This is a genomic window from Leucobacter chromiiresistens (assembly GCF_900102345.1).
GTDB lineage: Bacteria > Actinomycetota > Actinomycetes > Actinomycetales > Microbacteriaceae > Leucobacter > Leucobacter chromiiresistens.
In genome coordinates, this window is record NZ_FNKB01000001.1 from 1,513,918 (window position 1) to 1,530,062 (window position 16,145).

The following is a 16,145-nucleotide window of genomic DNA, read 5'->3' on the forward strand; positions in this document are numbered from 1 at the left end:
TGTATGCGGCCGATATTCTTAGTGCATGACGCCAACGAACCGCGCGCGGATCTCTCGCCAGACGCGCTCAAACGTGTTCGATTGGCTCTCGCTTTCCGAGTACGACTGGTCGGGGCGGCTGCAGCATCCGCAGTTCCTCGCCCGGCTCTACGACTTGGAGGAGCTGCCGAGCAGAGACCACAGGTACCGCACTGCCAGCGGCGACATCTACCAGCACATGGTGAACAACTGGGACTGGGAGGATGACTGGGTCTTCAACGACGACCGTTTCCAGCTTCGTAACGGCAGCGACGAGACGTTCCTCAACTTCTTAGCCGAGACAGTCCATCCCATTGTCCGCGACGATCCAGACGCCGCTGCCGCGATGGTCGCTGCCTACAATGACACCCTCCGCCGAGATGGGTATGAGCTCATCGAGACAGACCGTTTCGGAGATCGCATCATCTATGGCTGGCGTCAGATTTCCGCGTATTACGCCCCAACCGAGCTAACGCTCGCCAAGACGCCCGACCTCACCGAGAACTCTGTGCTGCGCCGTCACCTCGATCTAATCAACCGCGACCTCAGCTCAGATCCCGCTGCGGCGATCTCCTCCTGCAAGAACCTCCTCGAGAGCCAGTGCAAGATCGTGCTCACGGATCTGGATATCGAGTTCTCCGAACGAGACGAGCTCCCGGCTCTTTTCGCAAGCACCGCATCGGCACTCGCGATCAATGCCGACGCGGTAGACGGCAGCAAGCGCGGCAGCGACGCCCTCCGCAAAGCGATGCGCGCCCTCTCCACTCTCGTGCAGTCCGTCGCGGAGGCACGCAACTCAATCGGCGACGGGCATGGCTCCGTCAACGAGAGCCCCGCGACTCCACGACATGCACGCCTCGTGTTCAACTCGACTGTTGCAGTCGCGCAGTTCATCGCCGACACCTGGCACGAAACCTCCCATGAGCAAAAGGCTGCGCTGGGCTCCTCCTTCTGACGCTTCTCCACTCCAATCCGCAAGCGGAACTCCACCGCTCTTCCGCACTCCAACCGAGCAGCGTAGACTGCGAAATGGCAGGACAGACCACGCGCGAAGCCTGACGTCGGGCGGAGCAGACCGCCCCAAGAAGCCTCGGGGCACTCACCACACAGGACCAGCCACATCGAAGTGCTCCCGTGTGAAAAGTGAGGCCATCATGAATCTCATGCAGCGTCTGTGGAACGCCAGCGTCCGCACCCGCATCTTCCTGCGCCGCCGCATGCCCACGAACATCCTGCTCGACAAGATCCGCACCCGCCGAGGCCTCAAATGGGGTGTCCCAGCGATGCTGTTCGGCGGCATCTACCTCTTCGCCGCCGCCATGTGCATCACCCTCATCCAGTACGGCTGGAACCAGGCGCTCTACCTGCTGTTCCTCCTGCTGCTGTGGAACGGGATGAAATTCCTCTGGATCGGGCCGTGGAGCCTCATCCGGCTCGCTCATACCCGTATCTGTGAGCACCGAGTGCAGACCTCGTCGCTGCAAGCGGGAAATTCGTCATTGAGTGCAGACTCTTCAGACTTGAGGGATGCAATCTCCACAACTCGATAGCGTCAGCACTACTTCACCAGACGACCAGCCCTGGGAAACGGGGGTGGCGACTCGTGGCTAGACCCCGTACCCCCATCGGCACCTTCGGCACTATCGCGACCTCCCGCACCGTCCAGAAGCGGTATGTTGCCCGCACGAGATACCGCGACTGGGACGGCAAGAGCCGCCACGTCCAAGTCACCGCCGACACCCGCGCTGCAGCCGAACGTGCTCTGAAGAAGAAGCTCGCTGAGCGAGACCTTTTCCAGCCAGGGTTCTCCGGTATGACCGCAGATAGCCCGTTCCCCGCACTTGTCTCGTACTGGTTGGAAGACATGGAGCTCGAGGACCGGCTCTCTCGAACCACCCGGCTCCTATACGAGCGGAACATGCGAACTCTCGTCCTCCCATTCTTCAAGGAAGTCACACTCCGCGAGATCGGTGTCGCGCGCTGCGACTACTTCCTCAAGCAACTCGCGAAGCAGAGCTACAACCGTGCCCGGCAAGCGCGTGTCGTCCTCCGCCTCGCGCTCGCTCTCGCGGTCCGCCACGAAATCCTGTCACGCAATCCGATGGATCATGTCTCGCGTCTGCGCCGTCCGGTTCGAACGCCGGACGTCTATTCCTGGGAAGAGATCGCAGCCATCCGGTCTGGAATCAGGACGTGGGAGCAGCGGGAGGTCACGGCCGGTCCGCGCCCAGATGGGCAACTCGGTCAGATCGTGGAGGTGCTACTTGGCACTTCGGCCCGTATCGGTGAGGTGCTCGCGATTCGTCTCGGGGATCTCGACCTCGACGCGCCGATCCCTGCAGTGAGGATCTGCGGCACGATCATCAGCAGGAAGGGGGAGCCCACGCATCGGCAGGATCATCCGAAAACGGCCCGTTCGGTGCGCCGAGTCGCCCTTCCAAGCTTCACGCTCCGCGCAGTCCGGGAGAGGTTGGAGCAGATCCGGTTCACCCACCCTGACGCGCTGCTGTTCTCGACCCGCATCGGTACTCCGCATACGACGAACAACGTCCGGAGGCAGCTTCGCGACGTCATGGACCGCGCAGGTGTTCCCGACGTTACCCCGCACCGGTTCCGCCGCACAGCGGCCACTGCGATCAACGAGATCGGTGGCCTCCAACTAGCGTCTGAGCTGCTCGGCCACAGCGATCCGGCGATCACGCGAGAGCACTACATCCGCCGCAACGAGACTGTGAACCCAGCGACGGCTGGGTATCTGGAACAGGCCTTCGGGCGGACGGCGTGACGCAATGCGGCTGCGGATCCCGAAGATGTCGGTGGTGTACGGCAGAATGAAGACATGTTCGAATCTGCCGTGACCGCCCCTGTCGATACGACAGAGCTGCGCAAAGCTCGCGGTGCGTTTTTCACCCCTGAGCCCATAACCCGATTCATCACTGACTGGGCGATTCGCGACCTCGACGACACAGTGCTCGAGCCCTCCGCAGGAGACGCTGCGTTCCTCGTCGAAGCTGTCAGACGGCTTCGCAACCTCGGAATCCCGACGCCAGGAGTCGATGGCGTGGAGATCCACGAACATAGTGCGCAGGTCGCGCGTCGTCGTATCGAAGAAGCTGGGGGCACGGCGAATATCACCGTCAGCGACTTCTTCCTGGTTGAGCCAGAGGCCCACTATTCAGTCGTTGTCGGAAATCCTCCGTATATCCGCTACCAAGATTTCTCGGGTGAGTCTCGAACACGGTCACGGGCGGCTGCATTGAAAGCCGGAGTTTCCCTCACCGCTCTCGCTTCAAGCTGGGCTGCGTTCACGATCCACTCGGCGCTCTTCCTCAAAAATGGTGGGCGAATGGGGTTAGTGCTTCCAGCCGAGCTGCTCAGCGTGAACTACGCCGCTGCGGTGCGACAGTTCCTTTTTGATCGCTTCCGGAGTGTCCAGCTTGTGCTGTTCACAGAGCAGGTCTTCCCGGAAGCTGAGGCTGATGTGGTGCTTCTGCTCGCGGACGGGTATAACGAAGGTCCAACAGATCAGGCGACGATCTATCAGGCGCAAGATGCCGATGCGCTCACCTCGCTTGACGGTCCCCTGACGTGGAAGCCCGCCGACCCGTCCGGCAAGTGGACTGGTCTGCTGGTTGCTCCTGATGCGGTGGAGCCTCTCCGCACTCTTCGCGCTGCAGGACATTTCACCAGCCTCGACACTTGGGGCGACACGACTCTTGGCATGGTGACCGGCAACAACCGCTACTTCGCGCTTTCACCAGCCCGCGTGAAGGAGCTGGGCCTCACCCGCAAGGACCTCGTACGACTCTCCCCACCGGGAAGCTCGCACCTGCGCGGGCTGGAACTGTCCAGCGACACAATGACCAGGTTGGGACAACAGGGCAAAGCCACTTGGTTGTTCCGTCCCTCCGAAAAGCACTCCGAGGCGGCACGGGCATATATCGATGCTGGACATGTTGCAGGCGTGGACGAGGCATATAAATGCCGGGTCAGGAAGCCCTGGTACCGGGTGCCCCTGCTGCCAGCGGCTGACCTGCTGCTGACGTGCATGAACGCCGATACTCCGCGCCTGACGACCAACACCGCTGGAGCACACCACCTCAACTCTGTTCACGGCGTCTACCTCGACGAGAAACATCGCGAACTCGGCCGCGAGCTTCTGCCGCTCGCAAGCCTAAACTCCGTCACGCTCTTGAACGCGGAGATGGTCGGGCGCTCGTATGGGGGAGGGATCCTCAAACTCGAGCCGAGGGAAGCCGATGTCTGGGCAATGCCATCTCTCGATCTCGTTCGGACGCATGCTGATCAGCTGCGCGTTATCAAACCAGACGTCGCCAAGCTCTTGCGGCAGGGAGAACTCATGAAGACTGTGAGCCTCGTTGACGAGGTGCTCCTCATCAACTCTCAACTCGTGACCGAGTCTGAGCTCGAACAGGTGCGTGACGCTCACGCCGCATTGACCGAACGCCGTGTAGCTAGGGGGCGCAGTGGCCGCTGAACCATCAACCAAGGCGAAAGCATGGGCGATCTTTGATCGCATCGTTGCTGACGCTGCTCCCAACGGTGCGTACAGCAACCCCTGGCGCAAAGACGGCAGCGGTGCTCTGTCTTATGAGCCGGACTACGAAACACTGAAGCGTCTGCTCGGGGTGCCGCTTTACTTGAAAGCCCCGACGACAACAGGCGTGCCTGCTCTTGCGCTCGATGTGTGGCTCTCATATGAGCTCAGGCGAGCAGGGTTCGACGGCGACGCCGTTTGGCCGCGCCCATCAGCTCCACGCATACTTCCGGCCCCCGTGGTCAGTCTCCTCAAGAAAGTCACAGTCAAGGAGCGCGAAGCGCTATGGAAGCGGCTGCAGGCAAAGACTCCACCCGCAGGTGCAGCGGCCTCGACCGCGAACATCCTCGGAAAGAACTACCTCAAACAAGTGGACGTCGTGATGTCCAACTGGGCAGCGGGACCAGAGCTTCTGATCAGCACGAAGCGAATGGACTCTAGCTTCGGCAAGAACGCTGCCAACCGAGTCGAGGAGTCCTACGGTGACGCAAAAAACCTGCGACTCCGACACCCACTTGCGGCCCTCGGCTTCGTCTACGGTCTGCGCTCGACCATCTTCGACGAATCACCAGACAAAGCTGACTGGCTCATCGACCTCCTGCAGAAGCTCGGCCGAGAAGACGATGCGTACCACGCGGTATCGCTCATCGTCATCGACTACGGAAGCCATCTGTCTGTCGAGGAAGCTGACGACGACCAGGGAGACGGGGAAGACCCACTCGCTGAAGCCGGCGTCGGTACAGATGAAGACTCTGAAGAAGAAGCCGAAGAGCACGTCGAGCCAACCGAAATCGACGTCGCCTTGGCGAACCTCCCGCCGGTGCATCTTCCCTGGGAACGAGTCCCGGCAGACCTTCGGCCCGACCGCTTCATCGCGGAGATGATCCGACGTGTGATCGATGCAACCCCGGTTAATATGCATCGAGACGCGAGGGATAGGCGGATTCTGGCTTTACCGCTTTCTTAGCGTGGAAGACCTGGAATAGAAATTGAGGACTCGGAAACATCGAGTTTGGGTGCCTCGTGCTTTGTAAGCAAGCACATGAGAATTGTGGGCTGGATAGATTGGAAACGTATTGGCTGGAAAACGAACTCGGCTGAGAAGCATCGCGGCGTACTCAATCCACGGGCGAGACGCCTCGGGCGTGATCGATTATGAGCAGTTTGTTGCGATGGTCGCTGATCTTGCTTCAGCCCGTGAGAGCCGGAAACGTGTGCTGGGTCAGGTCGTTGCCGTTACGGAATCAAGCCGCATCGACGCGGATGTCGTGGCCCTGAGATTTATCTCTGGAAATGAAGACGACGTCCCGGTCTTCTACAACGAGCAAACTGGCGCCGAAGAATCGATAGAGCGAGAAGAAGGTGTCTTCGCGATTGCAGTTTGGGCGATCTTCAACACTAAGTCACGCCTCGTCGCCATTGAGCGAAAACGTCCAGGGATTTCAACCGCGCTCCTCGAGCGGTATCTTCAGGCTCTTGGCCGCGACGCCGGATACAAGCAGTTGAGTATTGATCTCAACCAGGTCACCTCCGAAGAGTTCGACAAGGCTGTCCGTGAACTTGAAACTGTTAAGAAGGTGACAGTGGCGGTCAACCAGCCGAACCTCGACTGGTCGGACGACAGCAATGAGATCCATCGATATGCGGAAGAATCCAGCGCTGCGAGTGCCCGCGTCGAACTTGTTGCGCCGCGAGGTGAAGGACTCTCGAAGAGCAAGGGAATCGTGCATGACATCTTGGGCCTCGCACGCAAGAAGATCTCTTCACTGAAGAACGTCATTGTCGTAGGCCAGGCCTATGGTGAAGCAGGAAACAAGACCATCAACCTCGAACGGTACGCAAGGAAGCGGCAGGTCGAGATTGATCGAGGTGCATCTGCATTTGATGAGTTAGATGCCATCAAGGACGCCTCTATCGAAATGATTGTCGACGATGAGGGTGCGACTGCATAACTCCTTTCCGAAGCCCGCCGCATAACCAGGAGGTGTGAAATGCGAAAGAAGAGATCACCCGGGTTCTGGCGCGACGAGGTATGGGGGCGACGCAAGCAGCTCCTGCGGGATCCTGCATTCTGGGTGGCACTACTCCTAGGCGCGGCGACGACGCTCTTGGCGCCCCTTATCCCGCTGGGCGCATTGAATGTCGAGGAGTTAGCAAACTATGCACTTCTCTATTCTGCTCTGAGCTTTGGCGCCGCAATCGCCGGAGCAGGTATCGCACTGGGGGTGCCGGGAGATAAGCGAATAAAGCGATGGTCAACTTTGGTCCCCAAGGGGGCCAAATACTCATCGTTTCAGAACCTACTTTTCACATTCGCTTGGTCGGCGATGGCGCAGATCGGGCTCGTCTTAGTTTCGTTTCTTGCGATCGCTATCGGTACCGGGTACAAGGTCGTACCTCACGGAATCACGGTCATGAGCGCCCCTGCGCATTACGCTGCTGTGTTCCTGTCCTTCTGGCTCTGGTGGTACGCACTTCTTGAGTTGACGGCGGTCGTTAGAACCTTTATGCAGGTGGCGGGCGCAATAGCAAAGGAAAACGTCATGAATGTAGATCGAGAGGGTGACGAGGTTCGTGATCGTAAAGGAGGGGAGTCGGAGGCTGACCCTAATGTTGTAAAGCCCTCCCTACTTTTGCTCGACGACTAGAGGCAGTCCCGAGTCGTACTTAGTAGGGGAACTCCCCGGACGTAACCCCACTGGTAGCACTGGCCGCCGTCAGCTGATGGACCGGGACCAAACCGGGACCAGAACCATGCAATTGATGCAACCCATGAGATGAAATGACACGGTTTGACGGGCAGAGGCGCCCGGAAAATCAACGAATCGGCTCGAACGGGATACCTGGGGGTCAAGGGGTCGCAGGTTCAAATCCTGTCAGCCCGACCAGAAAGTAGTCAGAAACCCCGGGAAATCAATGATTTTTCGGGGTTTTTGCATGCTGAGGCGGTGTCGATCTTGGACGATGTCGCCGCTAGTGTCACTGCTAGGAAACAAGGGTCCCTCGTCGTGCCTCGCGCCGTCGAGGTCGACGTAGCCGGCGATCTCGTTCCGTATCGCTTCTTGCCACCTTCGGACCCTCGTGCGGGCGGAAGCTCCAAAGGCCCGAGTTCGCAGGTTCAATTGCTGAGCGTGCGCGCCATCAAGGCCCTGGCTAGGTCTCGATTTCGGTGGTCGTGGGTAGCCTCATTTGAGAGCTTCACAGCGGCCAAAAGTGTCGCAGCTCAACGGTTAAGGAGGCCTTCATGGCTGAGAAAAAGATTGTGTTCGTTGCGTTTGCTGTGGAAGACGTGCGGCAGCGTGATTTCTTGAAGGGGCAGTCGCTCGGACCGCGCTCTCCCTACGAGTTCATCGACATGTCGGTGAAGGAGGCCTACGAGTCCGGGTGGAAGGACAAGGTACGCACTCGTATTCGTCGTTCCCATGGCGTCATCGCCCTCGTCAGCAAGAACTCCCTCACTTCGGAGGGCCAGAAGTGGGAGATCCAGTGCGCGAAGGAAGAAGGCAAGCCGCTGCTGGGCATCTGGGCGTACTCGGACGACCGCACCGCTCTCGTTGGTGTGCGGACAGTCGCCTGGAGCGACAGCAATATCTCCGGCTTCATCGACGGGCTCTAGGAGGCAATCGATGCGAAAGGCCTTGATTGTCGGTATTGACCACTATGATCAGATCGGCAGCCTGCATGGCGCCGTGAATGATGCGCACGCGGTCAACTCAGTGTTGAAGCGCCATGCGGACAACCGCGTTAACTTCGCCCAGCCGAACTTGATGGTCGCATCCGGGCCAGGCTCAGCGATCTCCAAGAATGCCCTGCGAAGCGCCGTCGCAGAACTCTTCAAAGGCGACGCAGAGATTGCACTTTTCTACTTCTCTGGACACGGGTTCCTCGATGGCGTCGGCGGGTACCTGTGCGCCAGCGACTGCGAAGCCGGTCACGACGGCCTGTCTTTGTCGGAAGTGCTAGTGATGGCCAACGGGTCTCCAGCCAAGAACAAGGTCATCATCTTGGACAGCTGCCACAGCGGTTTCGCAGGGGGAGGAGCCGCAACGAGTCCTATCGCGGAGCTCAACGAGGGCATTACGATCCTTACTGCGTCAACCGCTGAGCAATATGCCATGGAGTCCAACGGCTCCGGGCTGTTCACGAACCTACTGGTCGATGCGTTGAATGGAGCTGCGGCGAACCTGCTTGGCGCAGTGACGCCAGGCAGCGTGTATGCCCACATCGACCAATCGCTGGGTCCTTGGGCGCAGCGACCCGTGTTCAAGACCAATGTGAAGAACTTCGTCTCGCTTCGGGAAGCGGCCGCACCGATCGAAGCGAGTCAGCTACGCATGCTGACCCAGCTGTTTGTGAGCCAGTCCACCGTGCTTCAGCTCGACCCGTCGTACGAGCCGGAACGTGCGGGGCATGAGCCTGATGAGGTGCCAGCTCCGGATCCGGCTCGAAACGCCGAATTTGCGGTGCTCCAGGCGATGGAGAGCGTCAATCTCGTTCGCCCGGTCGGTGCACCGCACATGTGGCACGCGGCCATGGAGTCGAAGTCCTGCGAACTCACGGCGCTTGGGCAGCACTACTGGGCGCTGGTGAATGCGGATTTGATCTGATGCCTGCTGTGGACAAGGTTCGTAAGGCGCTGTTCGCGGAGCAAACGGTCGATCGGCTTGCGGCGATCGAGCATGAGAGATGGGCGCACTGGCAGGAGTACGTCCACTCCCGCTGCGAGCGTCGGGCTGACGGTTCGCTCGTGATTCCGCCCGAGCTGGTGGCGCGGTGGGAATCGCAGATCCGGACGCACTATTCGGACCTATCTACCGAAGAGCGGGAGAGTGACCGGGAACAGGTTCTGAAGTACTTGCCCGTCATCGTCGACATTCTCAGCTGAGCCGCCGCGAGAGGTGTCCTCCGACGCCATGTCGGGGGGCACCTCTCGCCATCTGTTGATCCGCCCGGATCTCCTCGAGCGAGGCAGTCGACTCGTCGTCAGGGGCGTGTCTCCATGGGCAAGGTCAAGTCGCAATGTAAACTTTTTGATACAAGCTTTCACGTGTCAGGCCACCAAAAAAGAGGTTCCATGACCATCACCACGCCCCCGCAAACGCAGCGCGTCGCTACGACGGAGAACGTCGTCTGGGCCACCGCCGATAAATTCTTGCGCAACGTCGTCGAAGAGACCGAGTACGGCGACTACATTCTTCCGTTCACTGTGCTGCGGCGTCTTGAGTGCCTACTCACCGCCACCAAGACCGACCTGATCACGGTCGTCAACGGGCTGATCGAGAAGGACACACCCGTCCGGTTCATCGACGCGGAGGTCAAGCGCCGTTTCGGACTGAGCTTCTACAACACCTCGCCGCTGAGCCTCGAAGCGATCGCGGCGACCGATGATCACGTTGAAGCATCTGTGCTTGACTACGTCGCTGGCTTCTCGCACAACATCGCCGACATCTGGACCTCGTTCGAGTTCCCGCGCCTCGTGAAGAAGCTCGCCGACGCCAACACGCTGCACCAGGTCGTCCGTCACTTCTCGACTCTTGATCTCTCGGCGGAGTCAGTATCCAATACCGCGATGGGTGACCTGTTCGAGAACGTCATGTACCGTGCCTTCGATAAGAAGGGCAAAGCAGCCGGTGCATTCTACACCCCGCGCGATGCGATCAAGCTCATGGTCGACCTGCTGTTCGCGTCCGATGAAGAAACCCTCACCGGCCAGAACACCACCCGCTCGATCTACGATCCGACTGCCGGCTCCGGCGGCATGCTGCTGGTCGGTAAAGAACACCTCACCGAGCTGAATCCCGACATCGAGGTGAACCTGTTCGGTCAGGAACTCATGGACTCGGCGTTCGCACTGGGTAAAGCTGACCTGCTGATTCAGGGCGGACTGCCCGACGCGATCCGCCAGGGCGATACGCTGCTGCGCGATGAGTACGCCGACCGTCAGTTCGACTATGTGCTCTCGAACCCGCCCTTCGGTGGCGACTGGGAGAAGCAGTACAAGAGCGTCGTCGAGCAGTCAAAGGTGCCCGGCTCGCGCTTCTCACACGGTCTGCCGAGCAAGTCCGACGGTCAGATGCTTTTCCTCGTGCACTGCGCCTCGAAGCTCGCTCCCGCAGGCAAGGCCGGACACGGCGGCCGTGCTGCCGTGGTCTCGAACGCCTCGCCGCTGTTCAACTCCGACAAGGGCCCGAACGCGATCCGGCAATGGCTCTTCGACGAAGATCTGATCGATACGATCATCGCACTGCCGACGCAGATGTTCTACGGCACCGGCATCGCCACCTACGTGTGGATCCTCGACACCAATAAGCCGGCCGAGCGCCAGGGCAAGATTCAGCTGATCGACGGCTCTGGTCTGTGGGATCCGATGCGCAAGGCGATGGGTGACAAGCGTCGCCGCATGGGCAAGGCCAAGCGCCAGCTCGTGCACGACGCCTACAAGCAGTTCGAAGACGCAGATCCTGCAATCTCGCGCGTGCTCACCAAGGAAGACTTCATGTTCCGCGACGTCACTGTGTTCAAGCAGGCCCGTCGCGCGACCGTGTTCACCGAAGAAGCTCTCGAGACCATCGCCGAGCACAAGAACTACACCGACGCGCACGCCGACATCATCCGCGGCCTCGACGGCATCGCATGGAACAGCCTGCCCGTACTCTTCAGTCAGCGGTGCAAGAGCGCAGGCCTGAAGGCACCCATTGGCCTTGTCGACGCAGTTGCCCAGGCTCTTGGCGTGCAGGACGATACTGCTCCGCTGGCCATCGATCGCAAGGGCAACCCAGTGCTGCTGGACGGCTGGAAGATCACCGAGCGTGTGCCGATGAGCGAAGACCTCGACGAGCATATGCAGCGCGAGGTGCTGCCCTTCGCTGAAGGCGCTGCCTGGGATGAGAAGAAGGCCAAGCCAGGCAACGAGATTCCTTTCACGCGCATCTTCTATGTGCCCGAGGAGCCACGCCCGCTCGAGGAGATCGACGCCGATGTGTCTCGCCTGATGGGCGAGCTGGCTGAGATGTTCGAGGCGGTGCATCGCGATGCGTGAGACAGCGCCGCTGTGGAAGTTCGGTGAAGTGAACCCTCTCTCTGTCGACTTCAAAGAGCTTGCTGAAGGCACGGTTGTTTCATTCATGCCCCTTGAAGCAGTGTGGCCAGGAGGGCGCGCTGACTACGCTGGCAGGTTGGCATGGTCGAACAAGCAGAGCTATACCCAGTTCAGTCGGGGTGACATTCTGATTCCCAAAATCACTCCAACATTCGAAGCCGGACGTACCATCATCGCCGAAATCGACACCGAGCTGGGGCTGGCTTCAACAGAAGTGCATGTCGTGAGGGCTCGCGATACGGCCGATGCTCGATTCCTTCAGTATTGCTTCCAAAGCCAGCCTTTCCTTGACGAAGGTGCCTCCGCACTTCAAGGTGTGGGAAATCTTCGACGAATCACCCCGAGGTTTGTTCAAGAACTAAGGGTTCTCGACGTCGACTATGACTCGCAGCAACGCATCGCCGACTACCTTGACCGCGAAACCGGCGAGATCGACGTGATGATCGCGAAGATGGACGAGCTTGCGGGGCAGCTGGAGGAACGCAGGTCCGCTGCCATTCTTCGAGAACTGCAGAGCGTGCCAAACCGGGTGCAGCTGACCCTTGTGGTAGATATCGCCTCAGGATCTGGCTTTCCTGACAAGTATCAAGGTGTTTCGTCAGAAGAGCTACCGTTCTACAAGGTGGGGTCCCTATCTTCGGCCATAAATGGCTATTTGGCCTATGACGAGAACACCGTGAGCAGAAGTACCGCTGTTGAGCTTGGAGCCCGAGTTATTCCGCCCGGGAGCATCCTGATGGCGAAGATCGGCGCGGCGCTCATGCTCGCTCGCTTTGTGCAGACAACCAAGCCTGCCTGCATCGACAACAATATGCAGGCACTTGTGCCACGTGAAGGAGTCGTGAACCCGCGATTCTTGGCCTACGCAATGACCGAGATCTCAATCTCCTCGCTTGTTAAGAATGGCCCAGTACCGACTGTCGATGTGATCGGGTTGAAGATGACGCACATCTCATATCCGTCGACGCTCAGCGAGCAACAGCGCATCGCCGACCACCTCGACGAGGTCACCGGCAAGATCGACGCCATGCTGGCGAAGGTCGCTGAACTCAAATCTCTCCTCACCGAACGCCGTGCGGCTCTCATCACTGATGTCGTGACCGGCCGAAAGGACGTGGCATGAGCCACCACCAGATCCTCGAGCACGAGTTCGAGTCAAACCTCTGCGACGAGCTCGCCGACCGCGGCTGGCTCTACGAGAACGCCGGAGAGCCTAACGCTGTTGACTGGGACATCGCCCGCGCGATGGTGCCGGCTGATGTGCTTCACTGGCTCGCGACCCAGTACCCTGATGAGTACGAGAAGGCTGTGCCGTCTGATCTCACTAATGGTGCGCTGGAGCTCGCACAGCGCAAGCTTCTGGACCACATCATCAAGGAGCTGGGCAAGTTCACGAAGATGGACCCGATCACCGGGCATCCCGTCGGCGGCCTGCTCGGCGTGCTGCGCCGAGGGTTCAAGTTCGCGCAGATCGGCCGCCCGGCAGCGAGCTTCGGCCCGCTGATGGAGTTCCCGCCGGAGAACCCGAACCTGCTCCGTGTACTCGAGCAGTCTGATGCCGTGCGCCTGCGTGTCCTGCGTCAGGTGCGTTTCGACACCAGGAGCAACGAGACCATCGACGTCGTGCTGTGCGCCAACGGTCTGCCGGTGGCCACGCTCGAGCTGAAGACTGACAACACGCAGACCGTCAATCACGCGATCGCCCAGTACAAGAACGATCGCATGCCTGGTCCGACCCGCGCGCTGCTGCAGCCAGGTCGCGTGCTCGTCCACTTCGCGGTGTCGAACGACCTCGTGTACATGACCACCAAGCTGCAGGGCGCTGAGACGTTCTTCCTGCCGTTCAATCAGGGCACCGACGGTCACGCGGGCAACCCGCCCTCAGAAACCGGCTCGGCGAGCAACTACCTGTGGCGTGAGATTCTCGCGCGCCCGACGTTCATGCGCATCATGAGAAACTTCGCGCTGTTTGAGCCGAACCGTTCGAAGAAGGGCGATGGGCGGCTGGTCTTCCCTCGCTTCCATCAGCTGCGCGCTGTCGAGCGCGTCGTCGCCGACATCGAGCAGCAGGGCGCCGGTGGGCGCTACTTGATCTGGCACTCCGCTGGATCCGGCAAGACCAAGACCATCGCCTGGCTCAGCCACCGCCTGATCCGCCACGTCGGCAAAGATGCCCAGCCGATGTTCGACTCGGTCATCGTCGTCACTGACCGCACCGTGCTTGATGAGAACGTGCGCGACGACATGAACCTCGTGCAGTCCAGCGCAGGTCTGGTTGTCAACATCGGCGACGCCTCCGGTGCGAAGTCCGCCCAGGTCAAAGCTGCGTTGCTCGAGGGCAACCACATCATCACCTGTACCTTGCAGACGTTCCCGCACGTGATGAAGCTGATCGAGGACACCGCGGATCTGCATGGCCGCCGCTGGGCTGTCGTCGCCGATGAGGCGCACTCCTCGCAGTCTGGGTCCACCGCTCGCGCGCTCAAGGGTCTGCTCGTCGATCTGGATCTCGACCCGAACGAAGAGCTCAGCGCAGATGATCTCCTTGCAGCAACAGACTCGGCGATCGCCGCAAGCTCGAACATCACGTTCATCGCGCTGACAGCCACGCCGAAGGCAAAAACCCTGCGACTGTTCGGCTCTCAGGTACCGGGGGAAGAGCGCTGGGAGGCGTTCGACACCTATACGATGGCGCAGGCGATTGAAGAGCAGTTCATCCTTGACGTGCTCACAAACTACTCGACCTACGACATGTTCCTGCGGGTGAAGAACACCCTCGAGTCGGAAGACGACGACACCGAGGTCGAGACCGGGCGCGCGGTGAAAGACATCGTGCGCTTCACTCGGTTGCACCCCACCGCGATCGCGCAGAAAGTGCAGGTCGTTGTCGAGCACTTTCGACGCAATGTCGCCCACATGCTAAACGGTCAGGCACGCGCCATGGTCGTCACCTCCGGGCGCAAAGAAGCTGTCCTGTGGTCGGAGAAGATGAACGCCTACATCGCTGACAAGGGCTACACCGGGCTAGAGACCCTCGTCGCGTTCTCCGGCTCCGTCAAGAACGACGCCGGCGAAGAAGTTACCGAAGTCTTGATGAACGCGCTCAGCGACGTCGCACGCGCCTTCCGCGAGGAGGACGACTACAAGGTGCTGATCGTTGCGAACAAGTTCCAGACCGGCTTCGACGAGCCACGGCTCATGGCGATGTACGTCGACAAGGTCCTCAGCGACATCGCCACGGTGCAGACGCTCTCTCGTCTGAACCGCATGTACCCGGGCAAGTCTGCGCCGATGGTCGTGGACTTCGTCAACTCACCGGAGAACATCCAGAAGGACTTTGCCCGGTACTACACCGACGCGCGCGTCGAAGGCGAAGTGGATGCGAACGCCCTGTACGAGCTCGCCGAGCGCTTGGACGCCGTGGGTCTCTACACCGAAGCGCAGATGCGTGCTGTGGCTCAGGCGTACATTGAAGAGCTCGGCGGTGAGGCAATCCAGTCCGCTCTCGGACCGATCAAATTCGCCTGGAGCCAGGGTCTGCAGCAGGCGCGTCTCACCAAAGACAAGGTCCGCACGGAAGAACTGAAGCAGTTCCGCTCCGATGCGATTAGTTACCGCAACGCGTGGCAGTTCCTCTCCCAGATCGTCGACTACGACGATGAGGACCTGCGCCTGCGCGCGGTACTCATGACCCTGCTGGCACGTAACCTGCATCTGACGCCCGAGGAATACGATGGCAGCTACATGGACGGCGTGCAGCTCGGGGGAGTGAAGCTCGTCCCCGACAAGGTCAACGCCGACTTCCGCGTGGACTACATCACCGACACAGGCATCGCCATCGAGCTGCCAAAATTCACCACCGAGCCGGGCGGAATCGGCTCGAAGCCTCGGGGCCCTCTCGAAGAAGCAATAGACACAGTCAACGAGCTGTTCAGCGACAAGGGCATCGATGCGGATCCGGGCAGTATCGCTGGGTTCATCACAGCGTACTGGGGGTTCCTCGACGCGGATGAAGAAGCTGTGGCCATGGCCAAGCGCAACAACGTCGAGCAGCTGAAGGGATCGACGAAGTTCTCGGACGCCAGTGACTACGCGATGTTCCAGGCGTTCCAGAACACCGACGAGATCAAGAAGGCGCTGGCCGACCCCGAGGTGCTCGCATCCTTGTTGGCGATTACTGCCCAGAAGATGCACACCGAGCATCACGAACCGGGGAACGGTGATGCCTGAAGCATCCGCGGACATGCGGGCCATCGCCGATCAGATCAAGAAAGCTCGCGAAGCTGCCGGCTGGAGTCAACATGAGCTGGCTGACCGCGCGGGGGTTTCCCGGCCGTCGGTGGCTCGCGTCGAGGCCGGAGGCGATGTCAATACGGTGACGCTGCGCAAGATCGCCGAAGCCCTGGGGCTGTCGCTTCATGTAGGAAGCTACGAAGGCTGACTGAGCGGCGACTATCGAGATGCCAAGAA

Annotated in this window: 14 protein-coding genes; all 14 read left to right on the top strand. The window is 60.2% G+C overall.

Annotated elements, in window-relative coordinates; genetic code table 11:
* Positions 1-25 precede the first annotated feature (25 nt).
* The 14 genes from BLT44_RS06995 to BLT44_RS07055 all read left to right on the top strand — a co-directional run bounded on the left by BLT44_RS06995 (position 26) and on the right by BLT44_RS07055 (position 16,116).
* Positions 26-973, top strand: coding sequence for an abortive infection family protein (locus BLT44_RS06995; RefSeq protein WP_081473272.1), 948 nt, complete (start codon positions 26-28; stop codon positions 971-973).
* Positions 974-1,172: 199 nt separating this feature from the next.
* A complete protein-coding gene (locus tag BLT44_RS07000; RefSeq protein WP_010154750.1) occupies positions 1,173-1,568 on the top strand; it encodes a hypothetical protein in 396 nt (131 codons plus the stop codon).
* Between the two features lie 53 nt (positions 1,569-1,621).
* On the top strand, positions 1,622-2,803 hold the full coding sequence (locus BLT44_RS07005) for a tyrosine-type recombinase/integrase (protein WP_010154749.1): 1,182 nt from the start codon (positions 1,622-1,624) through the stop codon (positions 2,801-2,803).
* Positions 2,804-2,857: 54 nt separating this feature from the next.
* Positions 2,858-4,516: an HsdM family class I SAM-dependent methyltransferase gene (locus tag BLT44_RS07010; RefSeq protein ID WP_040504912.1), complete on the top strand. Its 1,659-nt coding sequence runs from the start codon at positions 2,858-2,860 to the stop codon at positions 4,514-4,516.
* On the top strand, positions 4,506-5,543 hold the full coding sequence (locus tag BLT44_RS07015) for a hypothetical protein (RefSeq protein WP_074690058.1): 1,038 nt from the start codon (positions 4,506-4,508) through the stop codon (positions 5,541-5,543). Before BLT44_RS07010 ends, BLT44_RS07015 begins: the two co-directional genes overlap by 11 nt.
* 178 nt (positions 5,544-5,721) lie before the next feature.
* Positions 5,722-6,528 carry a DUF4747 family protein gene (locus BLT44_RS15250; RefSeq protein ID WP_143026019.1) on the top strand — a complete coding sequence of 269 codons (807 nt, stop codon included), beginning with the start codon at positions 5,722-5,724 and terminating at the stop codon, positions 6,526-6,528.
* Positions 6,529-6,567: 39 nt separating this feature from the next.
* Positions 6,568-7,224, top strand: a complete 657-nt coding sequence (locus BLT44_RS15255; RefSeq protein ID WP_143026020.1) for a hypothetical protein — start codon at positions 6,568-6,570, stop codon at positions 7,222-7,224.
* A gap of 596 nt (positions 7,225-7,820) precedes the next feature.
* The gene (locus tag BLT44_RS07025; RefSeq protein ID WP_010154744.1) at positions 7,821-8,192 is read left to right on the top strand and encodes a TIR domain-containing protein; all 372 of its coding nucleotides are present in this window, start codon (positions 7,821-7,823) and stop codon (positions 8,190-8,192) included.
* 10 nt (positions 8,193-8,202) lie between these two features.
* Positions 8,203-9,183 carry a caspase family protein gene (locus tag BLT44_RS07030; protein ID WP_010154742.1) on the top strand — a complete coding sequence of 327 codons (981 nt, stop codon included), beginning with the start codon at positions 8,203-8,205 and terminating at the stop codon, positions 9,181-9,183.
* On the top strand, positions 9,183-9,461 hold the full coding sequence (locus BLT44_RS07035) for a hypothetical protein (RefSeq protein WP_010154741.1): 279 nt from the start codon (positions 9,183-9,185) through the stop codon (positions 9,459-9,461). Before BLT44_RS07030 ends, BLT44_RS07035 begins: the two co-directional genes overlap by 1 nt.
* 189 nt (positions 9,462-9,650) lie before the next feature.
* Positions 9,651-11,615 carry a type I restriction-modification system subunit M gene (locus tag BLT44_RS07040; RefSeq protein WP_010154740.1) on the top strand — a complete coding sequence of 655 codons (1,965 nt, stop codon included), beginning with the start codon at positions 9,651-9,653 and terminating at the stop codon, positions 11,613-11,615.
* Entirely contained in the window at positions 11,608-12,798 is a 1,191-nt protein-coding gene (locus tag BLT44_RS07045; RefSeq protein ID WP_081473271.1) for a restriction endonuclease subunit S, read from the top strand. The genes BLT44_RS07040 and BLT44_RS07045 overlap by 8 nt, the downstream gene beginning before the upstream one ends.
* Positions 12,795-15,905, top strand: coding sequence for a type I restriction endonuclease subunit R (locus tag BLT44_RS07050; RefSeq protein ID WP_010154738.1), 3,111 nt, complete (start codon positions 12,795-12,797; stop codon positions 15,903-15,905). The genes BLT44_RS07045 and BLT44_RS07050 overlap by 4 nt, the downstream gene beginning before the upstream one ends.
* A complete protein-coding gene (locus tag BLT44_RS07055; RefSeq protein ID WP_074690062.1) occupies positions 15,898-16,116 on the top strand; it encodes a helix-turn-helix domain-containing protein in 219 nt (72 codons plus the stop codon). Before BLT44_RS07050 ends, BLT44_RS07055 begins: the two co-directional genes overlap by 8 nt.
* Positions 16,117-16,145: the final 29 nt, after the last annotated feature.